Annotated in this window: 12 protein-coding genes; 6 read left to right on the top strand and 6 right to left on the bottom strand. The window is 72.9% G+C overall.

The window, feature by feature from the left end; all coding sequences use genetic code 11:
* Window positions 1-23: 23 nt before the first annotated feature.
* Both AB0447_RS21095 and AB0447_RS21090 read right to left on the bottom strand, forming a co-directional pair.
* Complete coding sequence (locus tag AB0447_RS21095) at window positions 24-2,597, bottom strand: FtsX-like permease family protein (protein ID WP_366478224.1); 2,574 nt, start codon at window positions 2,595-2,597, stop codon at window positions 24-26.
* Window positions 2,594-3,382 (bottom strand): ABC transporter ATP-binding protein, encoded by a 789-nt coding sequence (locus AB0447_RS21090; RefSeq protein ID WP_366478223.1) that lies wholly within the window; start codon window positions 3,380-3,382, stop codon window positions 2,594-2,596. The genes AB0447_RS21095 and AB0447_RS21090 overlap by 4 nt, the downstream gene beginning before the upstream one ends.
* Window positions 3,383-3,739: 357 nt before the next feature.
* Between AB0447_RS21090 and AB0447_RS21085 the strand changes: the two genes are divergently transcribed.
* Both AB0447_RS21085 and AB0447_RS21080 read left to right on the top strand, forming a co-directional pair.
* On the top strand, window positions 3,740-5,446 hold the full coding sequence (locus AB0447_RS21085) for an MFS transporter (RefSeq protein WP_366478222.1): 1,707 nt from the start codon (window positions 3,740-3,742) through the stop codon (window positions 5,444-5,446).
* A gap of 129 nt (window positions 5,447-5,575) precedes the next feature.
* The gene (locus AB0447_RS21080) at window positions 5,576-6,586 is read left to right on the top strand and encodes a hypothetical protein (protein WP_366478221.1); all 1,011 of its coding nucleotides are present in this window, start codon (window positions 5,576-5,578) and stop codon (window positions 6,584-6,586) included.
* On the opposite strand, the gene AB0447_RS21075 is transcribed toward AB0447_RS21080, so the two are convergent.
* The gene (locus AB0447_RS21075) at window positions 6,583-7,167 is read right to left on the bottom strand and encodes a CGNR zinc finger domain-containing protein (protein ID WP_366478220.1); all 585 of its coding nucleotides are present in this window, start codon (window positions 7,165-7,167) and stop codon (window positions 6,583-6,585) included. The two genes, AB0447_RS21080 and AB0447_RS21075, sit on opposite strands and share 4 nt — an antisense overlap.
* 81 nt (window positions 7,168-7,248) lie before the next feature.
* On the opposite strand from AB0447_RS21075, the gene AB0447_RS21070 reads away from it, so the two are divergent.
* Window positions 7,249-8,109, top strand: a complete 861-nt coding sequence (locus tag AB0447_RS21070) for an alpha/beta hydrolase (RefSeq protein WP_366478219.1) — start codon at window positions 7,249-7,251, stop codon at window positions 8,107-8,109.
* Window positions 8,110-8,295: 186 nt separating this feature from the next.
* Window positions 8,296-9,969 (top strand): VCBS repeat-containing protein, encoded by a 1,674-nt coding sequence (locus AB0447_RS21065; protein WP_366478218.1) that lies wholly within the window; start codon window positions 8,296-8,298, stop codon window positions 9,967-9,969.
* Window positions 9,970-10,086: 117 nt separating this feature from the next.
* Here AB0447_RS21065 and AB0447_RS21060 read toward each other — a convergent pair whose 3' ends face one another.
* The 3 genes from AB0447_RS21060 to AB0447_RS21050 form a co-directional block, all read right to left on the bottom strand.
* The gene (locus AB0447_RS21060; protein WP_366478217.1) at window positions 10,087-10,974 is read right to left on the bottom strand and encodes a cellulose-binding protein; all 888 of its coding nucleotides are present in this window, start codon (window positions 10,972-10,974) and stop codon (window positions 10,087-10,089) included.
* Between the two features lie 144 nt (window positions 10,975-11,118).
* The gene (locus AB0447_RS21055) at window positions 11,119-13,791 is read right to left on the bottom strand and encodes an SUKH-4 family immunity protein (protein ID WP_366478216.1); all 2,673 of its coding nucleotides are present in this window, start codon (window positions 13,789-13,791) and stop codon (window positions 11,119-11,121) included.
* 7 nt (window positions 13,792-13,798) lie between these two features.
* Entirely contained in the window at window positions 13,799-14,791 is a 993-nt protein-coding gene (locus AB0447_RS21050) for an SMI1/KNR4 family protein (RefSeq protein ID WP_366478215.1), read from the bottom strand.
* 226 nt (window positions 14,792-15,017) lie between these two features.
* Here AB0447_RS21050 and AB0447_RS21045 point away from each other — a divergent pair, with 226 nt between their 5' ends.
* Window positions 15,018-15,548 carry a YwqJ-related putative deaminase gene (locus AB0447_RS21045; RefSeq protein ID WP_366478214.1) on the top strand — a complete coding sequence of 177 codons (531 nt, stop codon included), beginning with the start codon at window positions 15,018-15,020 and terminating at the stop codon, window positions 15,546-15,548.
* Window positions 15,545-16,063 carry an SUKH-3 domain-containing protein gene (locus tag AB0447_RS21040; RefSeq protein WP_366478213.1) on the top strand — a complete coding sequence of 173 codons (519 nt, stop codon included), beginning with the start codon at window positions 15,545-15,547 and terminating at the stop codon, window positions 16,061-16,063. The genes AB0447_RS21045 and AB0447_RS21040 overlap by 4 nt, the downstream gene beginning before the upstream one ends.
* Window positions 16,064-16,336: the final 273 nt, after the last annotated feature.

The raw sequence follows: 16,336 nt of genomic DNA, 5'->3' as shown, positions 1-16,336 counted from the left end.
GGAGCCACCTGGGCCGCTTCGCCCTACTCGCTGGCGATGGCGTTCAGGACGTTCATCCGGCCGGCCCGGAAGGCCGGGACCAGGGCCGCGAGCAGGCCCACGAAGGCCGATCCGACGAACACCCCGAGGATCGTGCCCCACGGGATCTCCAGCACCTTCAGGCCTTCCAGCGCCAGCAGCTGCTGCGCGGTGGCGCCCCAGCCCATGCCCAGGCCGAGGCCCAGCAGGGCACCGAAGAGGGCGATGACCACCGACTCCAGGCGGATCATGCGGCGCAGCTGGCGGCGGGAGAGGCCGATGGCGCGCATCAGGCCGATCTCCCGCGTCCGCTCGACCACCGACAGGGCCAGGGTGTTCACCACACCGAGGATCGCGACGATGATCGCGAGGGCCAGCAGGCCGTAGACCATGTTGAGCAGGGTGCCGACCTGGTCCTTGAGCGCCTGCTTGTAGTCGGTCTGGTCGAGGACCTTGTACTGCGGATACGCGGCCATGGCCGTCTTGAGCGTTCCGTACGCGGCCTCGGACTGCCCGTCCTTCGCCTTGCCCAGCATCATGAACGGGCGCGGCAGCCGGTCGGCCGGCACGTTCGCCTCGGCGGTGGCGGTGCTGATGTACTTCACGCCCTTGTCGAGGTTGCCCTCGTCGAGGGTGATCGCGGCGACCTTCAGCTTCACGGTCTTGCCGCCGGTGAAGGCGACCGTCATCGTGTCGCCGATCTTGACGTGGTGCTCGTCGGCGTAGATCGAACCCACCGACATGGAGCCCGGCCCGTACGCGTCCTTGTGCTCCCCGGCCCGCATCTTGCGGCGTACGTCCTGGGGGTACGTCGGGTCGGTGGCGCTCAGGCCGACCTCGCTGGTGGTGCCGTCCGGAGCGGTGATCTTGGCGTCGACCTCGCGGTAGGCGGTGACGTGGTCGAGGTCCTTCGCGTTGCGCATGACCTGCTCGGCCTGCGGCAGCACCGGCTGGCCGGTCTGCGAGCTGACGATGAAGTCCGCGCCCACCGACTTGTCGAGCTCGTCGGTGGCGGAGGCCACCATCGAGGAACCGACCACCGACAGGCAGGCGACCAGCGCCAGTCCGATCATCAGCGCGGCGGCCGTGGCGCCGGTACGGCGCGGGTTGCGCAGCGCGTTGCGCTCGGCGAGCCGGCCGACCGAGCCGAAGGGCCTCAGGACGATACCGGAGAGCACCTTGACCACGGCGCCCGCGAGCAGCGGGCCGATCACGATGAAGCCGATCAGGCTGAGCACGATGCCCAGTCCGAGCCACAGCGAACCGTCCTTGGCCCGCTCGGCGTCGGCGGCGAGCAGCAGCGCGGCGGCACCGGTGCCGGTCAGCACCAGCCCGATGACGGCGCGGACGATACCGGCCTTGCGGTCGCCGGGGGTGCCGGCGTCGCGGAGGGCGGCCATCGGGGAGATCCGGGACGCCCGGCGGGCCGGGATGTAGGCGGCGATCACGGTGACGACCACGCCGAGGATCAGGCCGATGACGGGAGTGGTCCACAGGACGGTCAGGTCGTCCGTGGACAGGTTCATCCCCATCTGGCCCATCAGCTTCATCAGGCCGATGGCCAGGCCCACGCCCGCGCCGACCCCGAGGACCGAGCCCACCACGCCGAGCAGGAAGGCCTCGGTGAGGACGGAGCGGTTGATCTGGGAGCGGTCGGAGCCGATGGCGCGCATCAGGCCGATCTCGCGGGTGCGCTGGGCGACCAGCATGGAGAAGGTGTTGAAGATCAGGAAGATGCCGACCAGGAAGGCGATGCCGGCGAAGCCGAGCATCACGTACTTCATGATGTCGAGGAAGGAGCCGACGTCCTTGCGGCCCTCGTCGGCGGCCTCGGCGGCGGTCTGCAGCTTGTAGGTGTCGGCGCCGACGGCGGCCGCGACACCGCTCTTGAGCTCGTCGTCACTGACGCCGGGCGCGGCCGTGACGTTGATGTTGGTGAACAGGCCGGTAGAGCCGAGCAGTTCACGCTGGGCGGTGGCGGTCTCGTAGTAGACCACGGTTGCGCCGGGGTTGGTCACCTTGAACTCGGCGATACCGGAGATCTTGGCCCGGAGGTCACCGATGATGGAGATGGTGCGCAGCTCGTCGCCGAGCTTCAGTTTGTGCTTCTTGGCCGTGTCCGCGTCGATCATCACCTCGGTGGGGCCGCGCGGCGCATGACCGGAGGTCACCTTCATCGACTTGAGCTCGTTGTCGTTCCAGCTGGCGGCGATGGTGGGCCCGCCGTTGGTGGGGCCGAGGTTCTTGTTCTTCGCGTCGACGACCGTGACGGACAGCGAGATGACACTGCCCTGGACGCTCTCGGCGCCCTTCGCCCGGGCGACCTTCGTGACGGCGTCGGCCGGGAGGGTCTCGGGGCGCCCGCGCTGCGGATTCTCGACGTCCTCCGCGGACTTGGCGCTGACCGTGACATCGGCCGCGGTGGTCGCGAAGAGCTTGTCGAACGTGGTGTTCATGGTGTCGGTGAACACCAGGGTGCCGCAGACGAAGGCGACGGAGAGCAGGACGGCGACCGCGGACAGCGCCATCCGCCCCTTGTGCGCGAGGAAGTTGCGCATCGAGGTCTTGAGGACGGTCATGAGGTCCGCCCGCGCGCGTCGAAGTCCTTCATGCGGTCGAGCACCTGGTCGGCGGTCGGGTTGAACATCTCGTCCACGATCCGGCCGTCGGCGAGGTAGAGGACGCGGTCGGCGTAGGAGGCGGCGACCGGGTCGTGGGTGACCATCACGATGGTCTGGCCCAGCTCGTCGACGGAGCGGCGGAGGAAGCCGAGCACCTCGGCGCCGGCCCGGGAGTCCAGGTTTCCGGTCGGCTCGTCACCGAAGATGATCTCGGGGCGGGCGGCGAGGGCGCGGGCGACCGCGACGCGCTGCTGCTGGCCGCCGGAGAGCTGGGTGGGGCGGTGCTTGAGCCGGCCGGCCAGACCGACCGTCTCCACGACCCGGTTCAGCCACTCCGCGTCGGGCTTGCGGCCCGCTATGTCCATGGGCAGCGTGATGTTCTCCAGCGCATTGAGCGTCGGAAGCAGGTTGAAGGCCTGGAAGATGAAGCCGATCCGGTCCCGGCGCAGCCGGGTGAGCTTCTTGTCCTTCAGCCCGGTGATCTCGGTGTCGTCCAGGTGGATCTGGCCGCCGGTCACCGTGTCGAGTCCGGCCAGGCAGTGCATCAGCGTGGACTTGCCGGAGCCGGAGGGGCCCATGATCGCGGTGAACTGCCCGCGGTGGATGTCCACGTCGACGTGGTCGAGCGCGACCACGCGGGTCTCGCCGGCGCCGTAGGCCTTGACGACCTGCCGCGCTCGCGCCGCGACGGCCGTACGCCCTCCAGTACCCCCGTGCCTGGTTTCGGTCACAGCCGTTGTCACGGTCATTCTCCTCGTTCGATTCCGTCGTCGTGCCGCACGCCATCGGCCGGTGCCTCTCGGTACCGCCCGGTGCCGCCGGTGTCGCTTCGCAAGTCTGCGCCGCGGGAGGTGTCCGGCACGCTGGTGCCGATCTCCGTATCCGCAGGGGGGTTAACCCCACCCCCGGGAGTCCCCCCTACGCCCCGCTCGTATGAACCAGTTAAGAACCGGCCCGGTCATTCCTCGTCCTCCGCCGGGACGAAAGACCCCTGGCCCCTTGTGAGGACCAACCCCTAGGGGTCCTCCCCCTTCCGGGGGAGGCGCTCTGGGGGATACCGCCACTCGAGGACCGGGTGAGAAGGTGTTCCGGGCGGATACGTGCACGGTGAAGGGATCAAGGTGGCAGCGGGGGAGAACGCGGAGGCGGGCGCCGCGGCGGACCGGTCCGGCTCCGGCCGGGCCGTGCCGGGCGGGGCCGTGCCGAGCGGATCCGGACCGGGCAAGGCCGCGCCGAGCGGAGCCGCACCGGGCGGGGCCGCACCGGGCGGGGCCGCGGCCGGTGGGACCGGGCGGCCGCCCGGGGCGCTGGTGGCCGCGCTCATGCTCGGCATGGCACTGGTCGCCCTCGAGGGCACCATCGTGTCCACCGCCGTCCCCCAGATCGTCGCCGACCTCGGCGGATTCTCCGTCTTCTCCTGGCTGTTCTCCGGCTACCTGCTCGCCGTGACCGTCACCCTTCCCGTGTACGGCAAGCTCTCCGACACCTTCGGCCGCAAGCCCGTCCTGCTGGCCGGCACCGCCCTGTTCCTCCTCGGCGCCCTGCTGTGCGCGGCCGCCTGGAACATGGCCGCGCTGATCGCCTTCCGGATCGTCCAGGGCCTCGGCGGCGGCGCCATCCAGGGCACCGTCCAGACCCTGGCCGCCGACCTGTACCCGCTCAAGGACCGCCCCAAGATCCAGGCCCGGATGTCCACCGTGTGGGCCACCTCCTCGGTGGCCGGCCCGGCGCTCGGCGGCCTGCTCGCCGCCTACGCGGACTGGCGCTGGATCTTCCTGCTCAACCTGCCCGTCGGGGCCCTCGCCCTCTGGCTGACCGCCCGCCACCTGCGCGAACCGGCCCGGGCCCCCGCCGGTCCCGGCCGCCTCGCCCGGATCGACTGGGCGGGCGCGGTCAGCGTGTTCGCGTGCGGCGGGCTGCTGCTGTTCGCCCTGGTGCAGGGCGGGGTGGCCTGGCCCTGGCTGTCGGCCCCCTCCCTCGGCCTGTTCGCTGCGACCGCGCTCCTCGCCGGCCTCGTCGTGTACGTCGAACGACGAGCCGCAGAACCGATTCTGCCGGGCTGGGTCTGGCGCCGCCGCACCATCGCCGCGGTCAACCTGGCCATGGCCGCGCTCGGCCTGCTGATGGTCGCGCCGATGGTCTTCCTGCCCACCTACGCCCAGTCCGCGCTCGGCCTCGACCCCATGGCGGCGGGGTTCGTGATGTCCGCGATGACCCTGAGCTGGCCGATCTCGGCCGCGTTCAGCCAGCACGTCTACCGGCGCATCGGCTTCCGCAACACCGCCGTCCTCGGCGTCGGCCTGGCCTTCCTCTGCCTCGCCGCCTTCCCGCTGCTCCCCCACCCCGCACAACCCTGGCAGCCGGCCCTGCTGATGCTGGCCCTGGGTGGCGCCCTGGGCCTGTTCCAGCTGCCGCTGGTCGTCGGGGTCCAGTCCACGGTGGGCTGGGCGGAGCGCGGAGTGACCACCGCCTCCGTGCTGTTCTGCCGTCAGGTGGGGCAGAGCGTGGGCGCCGCCGTCTTCGGCGCCATCGCCAACGCCACCATCGCGGCGCGGCTGGCGGACGCACCGATGCCGGGGCTGCCGGCCCACCTCGACGAGGTCTCCCGGGCCCTGGAACACCCGGCGGCCCTCACCGGGGCGGCCGCCGACTACCTGCGGGCCGCCGTCACCAGCGCGGTGGAACACGTCTACGCGGGAGCGGCCGCGGCGGCGGTGGCCGCCCTGCTGATCCTGCTGCTGGTGGCCCCCCGCCGGTTCCCGGTCCTCCCCGAACAACGGGACGACCAGGAGGCGTCCGCACCGTAACGAGTACGGGACGGTCGCCCTCCGGCAGCCCTTCCGGCAGTCCTTCCGGCACCCGGCCCGGCGGGTCGCCCTTGTCATGGCCCCAGCGAAGCGGTACACCACTGGCGGGTACCTAACGGGGGGACGACCATGCTTTCCGCCTTCTTCGCTCTGCTGACGCTGGCCGCGCTGGCCGGACCGGTGGCCCTACGGCTGCGCAGGCGGCCCGCGTTCATCACCGGCCGGGACGGGCGGCTCTCCACCTCCACCACGATGGCCCTGGCCTGGACGCTGATCCTGGTCTGGCTGCTGCTGGTCATCCTGGGCTTCGGAATCTTCGCCGGCGACGGGATCGCGTACTTCCACGGCGAGGACGGCCCGCTGTCCACGCTCACCACCGTCTACCTGCCGCTGCTGGGCGGACCGTACGTGGCGCTGATCGCCGCGAAGGCGGTCGTGGGCACCCGGGTGCAGCACGGCACCCTGGCCAAGCCCGGCCCGGGGCCGACGCCCGGCGGCGCCCGGCCGGTCCGCGACCTGATCGCGAACGACAGCGGCCGCACCGACCTGGTCGACCTCCAGTACGTCGCCCTCAGCGCGGTCACCATGGCCTACGTGGCGGCCTTCTTCCTGAGCGACGTCGGCGGCGGCCTCCCCCGGCTTCCGGAACAGATCTGGGCCCTGACCGGCGCCCCGGCCGGCGCCTACCTGCTCAACAAGATGGCCGCCCGCGCCAACCCGGTGATCACCGGCGTCCGCCAGGACACCCCGGGCGGCCCCGTCACCCTGACCGGCGGCGGCTTCCACCCGGGGCCGGGGGCGGCGGTCAGCGTGTCCTTCAACGAGGCCGAGACGGAGGCCCGGTCCGGCGAGGCCGGCCGGCTGGTCGTCGAACTCCCCGGCACGCTGACCGGCGGACAGGCGGTGGTGGTCACCGCCAACGGCCTGCGCAGCGACCCGTACCCCTTCACCCCGCCCACCGCCGCACCGGCACCGGCACCGGCCGCACCCGCGCAGACACCGGCACCGGCCGCACCCGCACCCGCACCCGCACCGACTGCGCCCGTACCGGCCACGCCCGCACCGGCCGCCGCGGAGCCCCCGGCCGCGGCCGAGCCCCCGGCCGTCGTCCCCCAGCGCCCCGCCGGGCCGGCCTCCTAGGAAGGGTCCGCGTCCGCCTTGTGACGGGCGTAGTACCGGGCCACCCGGGTGCGGTTGCCGCAGGCCGAGGCCACGCACCAGCGCCGCCGCGGGTGGGCCGGCAGGAACAGCAGGACGCAGTCCTCCGCCTCGCAGGCGCGCACCGAGGTGACCCGCGGGTCCGTCAGCAGGCCGGCCGCCGCTTCCGCCAGTTCGGCCGCCAGGCGTGCGGCCGGGCCCGCGGTCCGTCGCCGGGCCACGGAGAGCCCGTCGGCCTCGGTCCAGGCCAGCTCCTGATGGGCGGGCGCCCCGGCCATGGCCGCGTTCAGCGCGTCCAGCGCCGCCACCGGCGGGCGTTCACCCGCCGCGGCGGCCCGTAGCGCTGCATCCGCGGCCTCCCGTACGGCGTGTACGGCGGCCAGCTCGGCCGTGCCCACCTCCGCGACCGGCGTCAGCCGGCCCTCCTGGGTGCCCAGCCAGGCGGTGAGGCCGGCCGGGCCGGCGATCAGGTCCCCGGCGGGGGGCCGGGTGTTCACCAGGTCCAGCGCGAGCGGCTCGCCGGTGAGCGGGAACGTCACGCCCGAAGTCGGAGTCTCATCCACACAGCTAATGCTACCGGAGCCACTTGACCCGTTAGCCATGATCGGCGAAGCTAATGCCACCTAAGCCCTAGGAGGCATGTGATGAACGCGTCCCGCATCCGGCACCACCACATCGACGTCGCCGGCGTCCGCGTCTTCTACCGCGAGACCGGCCCCGCCGACGCCCCGGTCCTCCTGCTGCTCCACGGATTCCCCACCGGCTCCCACCAGTTCCGCCGCCTCATGGACACCCTCGGCCACCGGTACCGGCTCATCGCCCCCGACTACCCCGGCTTCGGCCACACCGAGGCCCCCGACGGGTTCACGTACACCTTCGACCGGCTCGCAGACACCGTCGAGGCCTTCACCGACGCCCTCGGCCTCGACCGGTTCGCCCTCTACCTCTTCGACTTCGGCGCCCCCGTCGGTTTCCGCTTGGCCACCCGCCGCCCCGAGCGGATCACCGGCCTGATCGTGCAGAACGGCAACGCCTACGAGGACGGCCTCTCCGACGGTGCACGGGAGTTCATCGCCCGGCGCCGCGAGGTGCCCGGCGACGAGGCGGCCGTGCGCACCCTGTTCACCCTCGACGGGACCCGCTTCCAGTACGAGGCCGGCCTCGCCGACCCCACCCGCCTCGACCCCGCCGCGCCCGCCCTGGACCAGTACTTCCTCGACCTGCCCGGACGCGCCGACGCCCAGACCGACCTGGCCTTCGACTACCGCTCCAACCTGCAGCTCTACCCCACCTGGCAGTCCTGGCTGCGCACCCACCGCCCGCCCGCCCTGATCCTGTGGGGCGCGGGCGACCCCTTCTTCACCCCGGCCGGCGCCAAGGCCTACCTGCGCGACCTGCCCGACGCCGAACTCCACCTCTTCGACGACGCCGGACACTTCGCCCTGGAGACCCACCTCCCGGAGATCGCCCCGCTGATCGACGCCTTCCTCGACCGGATCCGCTAGGGGGCGTCCGGCCGACCAACAGGCGCGCGAAAGGTTGCACGGCAAACCACTTCTGCATTCCGTTTTCCCCCCAGTAGTCTCCGATCGCTTCCCTGGGGGACCACCGTTCCGCACGCACCGCCGCATCCGGCCCGGCGTGCCGTCGCATCCCCCCTCTGCCCCACCCACACGATTCGGGGGAATCCGTTGTCCTCTTCCGCGCGCCGCCGGCACCTGCGCCGGCTCGCGGGCTGTACCGCCCTCGCCCTGTCCGCAGCCGCTCTCGCCACCGCCACCCCGGCCGCCGCCGCGGACCCGTCCGCCGGCCGTTCCACGTACGCCACCGCCCCCGCCAAGCCGCGCCTCGACATCGACGGCGACGGGCGGAGCGACTTCCTGGAGCGGAGCCCCTTGGGGCACGCCAATTGGTGGTCGAGCAAGCAGATGGTGATGGCGGACTACCGATTCCACGGGGAACCCCACACGCGGCCCATGGACATCATCAAGCTGGGCAACGTACGCGGTGACGCGCGGCCCGAGGTGCTCCAGCTGTCCAACGACGGACGCCTCTCGCTGCACCAGGCCAACACCACCGGCACCGCCGCCCCGACCTGGACCGGCTCCGGCTGGTACATCTACAACCGCGTCCTCGGCGCCGGGGACCTGACCGGCGACGGCCGTCCCGACCTCCTCGCCCGTACCCACGGCGGCGACCTGTACCTGTACCGCGCCACCGGCAACGCGACCGGCGAGCCGTTCGCGGGCCGGGTCAAGGTCGGCGGCGGCTGGCAGATCTACGACCAGCTCGTCGGCGCCGGCGACCTGGACCGCGACGGGCGCGGAGACCTGCTGGGCCGCGACCGCAAGGGCAACCTCTACTACTACAAGGGGACCGGCTCTGCCTCCGCGCCCTTCAAGAGCCGCTCCTGGGTCGGCGGCGGCTGGAACGTCTACAGCCGGATCATCGCCGAAGACGACCAGACCTTCGACGGGAAGGCCGACCTGCTGGCGGTCACCAACAACGGCCAACTGTACGAGTACACGTCCTACGGCAACGGCTCCTTCAGCCCCCGCAGCGGTATCAGCTCCTGGGGCGTCGGCGGCTGGCCCGGCATCTCCGTGGGCCAGGGCAACACCCCCCTGTACGGCAAGGGCGGCTTCACCGGCATCGACGCGGCCGGCCGGGCCTGGGTCCACGAGAACAAGAACGACGGCCACTACCCGTCGTACGACCCGGTCGCCTTCCCCCAGAATTCCCGCCTGGTCATGGCCGCCGGAGTCGACGGATCGGCCCGACCCGCCGTGCTCGCCTTCCGCACCGGGAGCCTGACCAACGTCACCAAGGGCGTCACCGTCCCCGGCGACTACGCCAACACCGACCTGGTGGTGGGCCCCGGCGACCTCACCGGCGACGGCAAGGGCGACCTGCTGACCCGCGACATCTGGGGCAACCTCTACCTGAAGGCCGGCAAGAACAACGGCGTCGACTTCGGGACGCCGACCTGGATCGGCCCCTACTGGAACACCTACAAGGCGGTCGTCGGCGCCGGCGACATCAACGGTGACAGCCGCACCGACATCGTCGGCCACGACTGGAACGGCAACCTCTACATCCACCCCGGCACCGGCAACGCCAAGGCACCCTTCGGCGAACGCCAGTGGATCGGCTCCGGCTGGAACGGCTACAACGCCATCGCCGCGACGGGCGACCAGGACGGCGACGGCCGCGCCGACATCGTCGCCCGCACCGCCAAGGGCGACATGTACGTCTACCGGGGCACCGGCGGGTCGGGCACGTCCACCTTCGCCGGCCGCCAGTACATCGGCCGAGGCTGGAACGCCTACGGCGAAGCCTTCCCCACCTACACCCAGATCGGCTGACCCGCACCGGGGCCGCCCATCCGGGCGGCCCCGGCCGGGCACCGGCCCCGGCCCTGGCCAGGCGGTCCTCTCCGGCCCGCGGCTCCGCGGGCCGGTCCTCGAAGACCCGGACAGGGCCTAGCCGACGTCCTCCGCAGGAGCCCGGCCCGTGAGCGCCGCCAGGCTGGCACGCACATGGTTCATGTGCGCCCGCATCTCCTCCTGCGCCTCCGCGTGCTCCCGCAGCACCCGCTCCGTCTCCCGCCCGATCCGCTCCTCCCGCACCCGCGCAGCCGCGAGCAGCTCGGCGCCACGCGCCTCCGCGTCCTCCTGGCCGTGCCGCGCCGCCTCCTCGGCCTCCGCGAACGCCCGCCGCGCCTCCGCCAGCCGGGCCTGCGCGTACTCCTCCAGCTCGGCATGGCGCGCCTGGAGCTCATCACCGCGGTCCGCCAGCTCCCGCCCCGCCGCGTCCCAGCGCTCCACCTGCTCCGCCTCGCGGTCCGCGAGCAGCGCGTCCGACCGCCGGCGCATCTCCACCAGCGCGGCCTGCGCCTCCGCCCGCCACTCCTCGGCGTCCGCACGGGCCGCCGCCAGCAGCTCCTCCGCCTCCCGCTGATCCCGCATCAGCCCCTGCCGGGCCCGCACCTCGGTCTGGTCGCGGACCGCCTCCGCATCCGCCCGGGCCAGCTCCGCAACCCGCTCCGCATGGGCCTCCGCCGCACCCAGCGCCGCCGACGCGTCCGCCCGCGCGTCCCGCCGCAGCACGTCCGCCTCCTCCTCGGCGAGGGACAGGATCCGGCGGGCCCGCTCGCTCAGGTCCTCGTACGTCTGCGGAGCCAGCCGGTCCACCGCCTCCCGCAGCCGCTCCGCCTCCGCCTCCATCCGCTTGGCGAGCACGGTCAGCCGCGCCACCCGTTCCCAGGCCTCGTCCCGGCTCCCGGACAACCGGGCGAGATACCGGTCCACCTCCGCCGTGCGGTAGCCGCGCCCCCGCACGATCGCGAAGCCGTGCGGTTGAGGTGACATGGGTGCACTCATCCTGGAAGCGCCTCTCTCGCGGGGATTCCAGTCAAGGATGCTCCATTTGCGGGCAGAAGCCGGAATGGCCGGGCCGGGACCCCCTTCGAGGGTCCCGGCCCGGCCATTCCGATCAGTGCTGAAATCGCCCGATCAGAGCAGTCCGTCCCACATCTGCTCCAGCAGCACCGACCACCAGCTCTCCGGCGAGGCCAGCGCGGCACTGTCCAGCCCCGCCAGATTCGCCTGGAAATCGACGGTCCAGCGGCCCGCCTGCTCCGGCGTCAGATGCTGCCTCAGCCGCCACATGTGACCCAGCATCGCGATGCACCGGACGAACTGCGGCAGGCTCGAGTTCACGAACTGCGGAGGCACCGGAGCACCACCGGGCCCGCCCTCGACCGGCACCGCCACGATGTTCGCGGTCCCGTACTGGACACACAGCGCCTTGCCGAAGTCACTGCCGACGACCAGGTACGAGCCGGCATCCGACGCCGGCTGCACCTGGCGCTGCGCGGCCAGCTCGGCCAGCGTCGGCACCGGCTGACCCGGCACCGCCTGCGCCCAGAAGAACGGCCCGAAGTCCACCGGCAGACCCGCCCACACCAGGGTCTGCGCCACGATCTCCGGCACACCCTGACGGGACACGGCCCGCTGCTCGAACCGGAACACGCCCTGCGGACCGAACGCCCCCGCCAGCTCCTGCGCGATGGCCTCCATCGGAATGGCCGGCTGCAACGGGACCTGCGGCAACGGCGCCCGAACCGGAGCCGGACGCGCCGGACCGTCGGCGACCTGGTGCAACTCCCCCTGGTGGGTGAGCAGATGCCGCATGCCCTGCTGGCGGCCCGCGTGGTCCTGACCGTACGGGGCCACGCTGGTGATCCGCACCTGCGGCCAGGTCTCCCGGATCATCCGGGCGCAGTAACCGCCGGGCAGCTCACAGGACTCCAGCTCGGTGTGCAGCTCCAGCACCTGCTGCGGCGGCACGTTCATGGCGCGCAGCTCGTGCAGGATCTGCCACTCCGGGTGCGGGGTACCGGGCGCGGAGCGGCGGATGATCTGCTGCTCCGAACCGTCGGGCGCGCGGTAGCGCAGCACGGCCTGGTAGCCGGGACCCACGGTGGGCACCCCGGCGGGCCCGGGCTGCGGCACACCACCGGGCGGCGTCCCGGGCACACCGGGCGGACCGGGCTGGTGCGGCTGCGGCGGACCGACGGGGGGGCCGGCCAGCATGGTCGCGGCGTGGTGCGCGTCCCCACCCGGCACCCCGGGGGGAGCAGGCGGACCGGGCGGCTGCCCCATCCCGGGCGCACCGGGCGGCCCGGGCGGCGCAGGCTGACCCGCCGGCGGCGCGGCAAGCATGGTCGCGGCATGGTGAGCATCCCCACCCGGCACCCCGGGCGGACCGGGCGGCCCGGGCGGCTGACCGACGCCCGGCGCACCGGGCGCACCGGGCGGACCGGGCGGACCGGGCGGCGCAGGCTGACCCGCCGGCGGCGCGGCGAGCATGGTCGCGGCATGGTGAGCGTCCCCACCCGGCGCACCAGGGGGACCGGGAGGGCCGGGAGGCGCAGGCTGCTGCCCCATACCCGGCACACCGGGCGGCCCGGGCGGCGCAGGCGGCTGACCCACACCGGGCGCACCGGGCGGACCGGGGGGCCCGGGCTGACCCACGGCCGGCCCGGCCAACATCGTCGCGGCGTGGTGCGCATCCCCACCCGGCACCCCGGGCGGACCGGGAGGCGAGGGCGGCTGACCGACGCCAGGCGCACCAGGTGCACCGGGCACACCAGGTGCACCGGGCAGACCGGGCGCACCGGGCAGACCGGGCGGCGCGGGCTGACCCGGCCCCGCCAGCATCGTCGCCGCGTGCGCCGCGTCCCCACCGGCCGGCGCAGGCCGCCTCGGCACCTGCGCCTTGCTGGTCGGCGCATCGGCGATGTCGTCGGCGCCCGAAGCGTCCGGACCACTCCGGCTCAGGTCGATGGCCGGCGCCACAGCGGTCCGGGGCAGCTGGCTGCCCCCCGCCATCAGCGTGGTCCTGGCCTCCGGCTCCACACCGGACGGCGGCAGATCGTCCATGTCGGACCCGGACAGCGGCGGCGCGAACACGGTCGCGGGCAGCGGCACGGACACGTCCTCCGCCCCCGGATTCACATCCGTCCCGGCCCACGGCGTCGCCCCGGCCGGCACGCCGTCCGAAGCGGCGGGCTCATGGCCCACCCCTCCACCGGCGGACCCGGCCGCACCAGCGGCGGAAGACGCCCCCGGCGCCGAAGACTCCCCAGGCGCGGAAGACGCCACGGACCCGGCAGAAGCAACAGGCTCCGAAGAGCCCCCCGGCCCTGAAGAATCGACCGGCGCGGAAGAAGCAACAGGTGACACCGGGGAAGCCACAGACGACGCCGGAGAAACAACAGGCGCCGAAGAAGAAGAGGTGGCCATCGGCACCGAAGACGCCCCCGCCTCCAACAGCCACTCCGGCGGACTCAACATGAACGAGGTCTGCTCCGAATCGATCCGCGGCGGCGGAACCGAAGCCTCCTGCCCGCCACCGGACCCGGCCGCCCCGTACTCCTCCTCGTACCGGCGAATCACCTCACCCACCGGCAGCCCCGGCCAGAGCGTCACCTCACCGCTGTCCCGCGCGATGACCAGCCGCTGCCGGCCACCCCCCGACACCGGACCCGCCGGACGGTCCTCCGCCCACACCACGAAACCGAGGCCGAACTCCCGCACCCGCACCTCCCGGTGCTGGTACGCGGGCACATCCCCGTTGATCCATTCCTCGGCGCGCTCCTGCGCCTGCGCGAACGTCACCACGACGCAATCACCCCTCCACCGACGGACCAGACACCGGAACCGAACGTGCGAAACCGCCGTCCACCATCAGACCGGCCACCGTCTCCAACTCCGGCGGATTCCCCGCCAGCCGCTCCAGGAAGGAGTCGAAATCCGCACCGCACGGCAGCAACAGCCGCTCCACCCGCTCCTGGACCGACCACCCGTCCCGGTCGCGCGCATCGTCGTACGGCGAGAACCACACCGAACCCGGCGCCTCGCCCTTCACCTTCACCGCGAGCAGCCCGCCCTGCACGAAACCCACGCACAGGTAGTCCTTCGTCAGGTGGTCCCGCAGGCACTTGTTGACGTACACGAGGTCATTGACCGCCGCCTCCTCACGCACCGTGAAGAACGGCTGGTCCACGAGCAGGCCCAGGTCCACATCCAGCCCGGCCCCGGCCGGCGCACAACCGCCCGCCGCCTTCAGGAACGACCGGTACGCCTCCGGCAGCCGGTAGCCGAGATCCTCCTCGACCCCCTGCACCTGCTGCTCCGACACCGAAACCACCGACTTCGGCAGCTCCAGATGCACCGGACGCACCTCCTGCAACGGCCGCGTCCCACGCTTCTCGTGGTCCACCGGCGCCGTCGCCAGACCCGCATGGTGCCGCAGCAACGCCTTCACCTCGACCGGAACCAGCTCCAGCCGCCGCGACCCCGACACGTGGTGCCAGGTCCAGCCGTGCGGAGTCGCCACCGCACCCACCGTGTCCCACAGCTCATGGCCCGCCGCATGCATCGCCGCGTTCGCGGACACGTAGTCCGTCAGCCGCAGCTCGTCCACGCCGAAACCCTCCGGCGGCTCGGCGATCTCCACCGCCGCCCGCGCGTACGGCGCGAAATCCGGATGTCCGTTCTCGTCCATCCGGACACCCTGGGGATGCCGGGCAGCCCGGACGGGGTCCGGGAAGTGCACGACCTGCCCGGAGTACGCGGCGTTGGGTGGCGCGGCCTGCTGCCCGAGCCGACCTGTCGTCATGGCGGTAGCCCCCTGCTGGATCTGGCTGGTTCCGCACAGCCTATGCGCTACGGCAAGAGCCCCACCCTCCCCCGAGCCCCACCCCCGACCACCGCCCCGGAACATCCGAATTGATACGAATATTCGACCCCGCTTCCGCACCCATGAGGACATTTGGCAGGCTGTCCCCGCAGCACGGGGGCGTGCGCGACAGCGGCCACCACCGCCGCCACGGGAGGGAAACGACATGCAGAACACGGCAACACGGACCGGACCGTCAGAAACCACCGCACCGGCCGGCGACCCGCGCCTGCGCTGGAGCAGCACCGACGGCCACACCGCCCCGACCCTCCGGTTCCGCCGCGACGGCATCCTCCCCACCATCGCCGCAGCCCTCTCCGTCCGCGGCGAAACACTCACCAGCACCGCCGGAAAAGGCGACCTGCCGCCCGCACTCCACCCACTCGTCCAGGACTTCCTCGACACCCTCACCAGCAACCAGCGGGAACGCTTCACCGGCCGCTGCCCCGAAGCGATCCTCCTCTCCCGCCACCTCACCACCGTCGAAGGCGCCCGCAGCAAACGCGCCTCACGCAAACCCCTCACCGCAAGCGAAGCCCGCCGCGCCCTCAAACACGCCCGCATCACCGCACGCCGCATCCGCGAGGACGGCGACCCCCTGCACGGCAGCTACGCCCCGCCCTGCCGCTCCTGCGACGCACTCCTCGCCCACTTCGGCGTCCGCCCCGTCGACCTGACCACCCCCGAGAAGCCATGACCGCCACCTCAGCCTCCTACGACCGCTCGTCGGCCACCCGCTTCCCGGTCTCCGTCGACTCCGCGCTGCGCACCGCCGGCTGGCAGCCCGGCCGCTGGGACATCAAGCAGGCCGAATACTGGGCCGACGCCCTCCGCGACCACACCACCCCGGCCGGCCACCAGCACACCGTCTTCCCCGCCGCCGTCGAAGCCTGGGCCGAATTCGGCGGCCTCACCATCACCGCCCCCGGGCCCGGCCGCCAGATAGCCCCCACGCCCATCCGGCTGGACCCCCTCACCGGCCTCCACCTGGCCCGCACCTTCGCCGACCTGGGCCGCGCCCTGTCCACCAGCCTCTGCCCCCTCGGCGTCGAGGCCGACGGCGCCTCCCACCTCGCCCTCGACGCCGAGGGCCGCGTCTACTCCATCGACCACACCGGCGACTGGTACCTCGGCCCCACCATCGACGAAGCCCTCACCACCCTCCTCACCGGCCTCCAACCCACCCGCCTCACCACGTCACCTCCCCACTGACCCACCCCAAGGCCGCGGCACCCGCGCCGCTGCACGAGGCCCACGCCGCGAGCCCACGTCTTTCGCCGCGACCCCGCTCAACCGCTGGACGGCGACTGGCCGGGCGGGCTCGGCCGGGCCGGGCCGGTCTGCTGGGCGGGGCCAAGGGATGGCCGGGGCTTCGCCTGGGCGGAATCGAAGGAGCAGGCGGGGGGCCTTCCCGGCAGTCCCAGTGTCGTTCCGTGTCCGTCCGCCCGGTCAAGGGCGCTCCTTCGTCGCGTCGCTTCGCGATGT

The sequence above is a fragment of the Streptomyces sp. NPDC051211 genome (assembly GCF_040689505.1).
Classification (GTDB): Bacteria; Actinomycetota; Actinomycetes; order Streptomycetales; family Streptomycetaceae; genus Streptomyces.
Note: the sequence above shows the minus strand (reverse complement) of the source record. Positions and strands in the feature narration are given on the sequence as shown.

Coding starts and splice junctions, on each gene's coding strand:
- AB0447_RS21070 (WP_366478219.1), top strand. CDS start 7,249: ATGAACGCGTCCCGCATCCGGCACCACCACATCGACGTCGCCGGCGTC.
- AB0447_RS21050 (WP_366478215.1), bottom strand. CDS start 14,791: ATGACGACAGGTCGGCTCGGGCAGCAGGCCGCGCCACCCAACGCCGCG.
- AB0447_RS21080 (WP_366478221.1), top strand. CDS start 5,576: ATGCTTTCCGCCTTCTTCGCTCTGCTGACGCTGGCCGCGCTGGCCGGA.
- AB0447_RS21045 (WP_366478214.1), top strand. CDS start 15,018: ATGCAGAACACGGCAACACGGACCGGACCGTCAGAAACCACCGCACCG.
- AB0447_RS21060 (WP_366478217.1), bottom strand. CDS start 10,974: ATGTCACCTCAACCGCACGGCTTCGCGATCGTGCGGGGGCGCGGCTAC.
- AB0447_RS21040 (WP_366478213.1), top strand. CDS start 15,545: ATGACCGCCACCTCAGCCTCCTACGACCGCTCGTCGGCCACCCGCTTC.
- AB0447_RS21095 (WP_366478224.1), bottom strand. CDS start 2,597: ATGACCGTCCTCAAGACCTCGATGCGCAACTTCCTCGCGCACAAGGGG.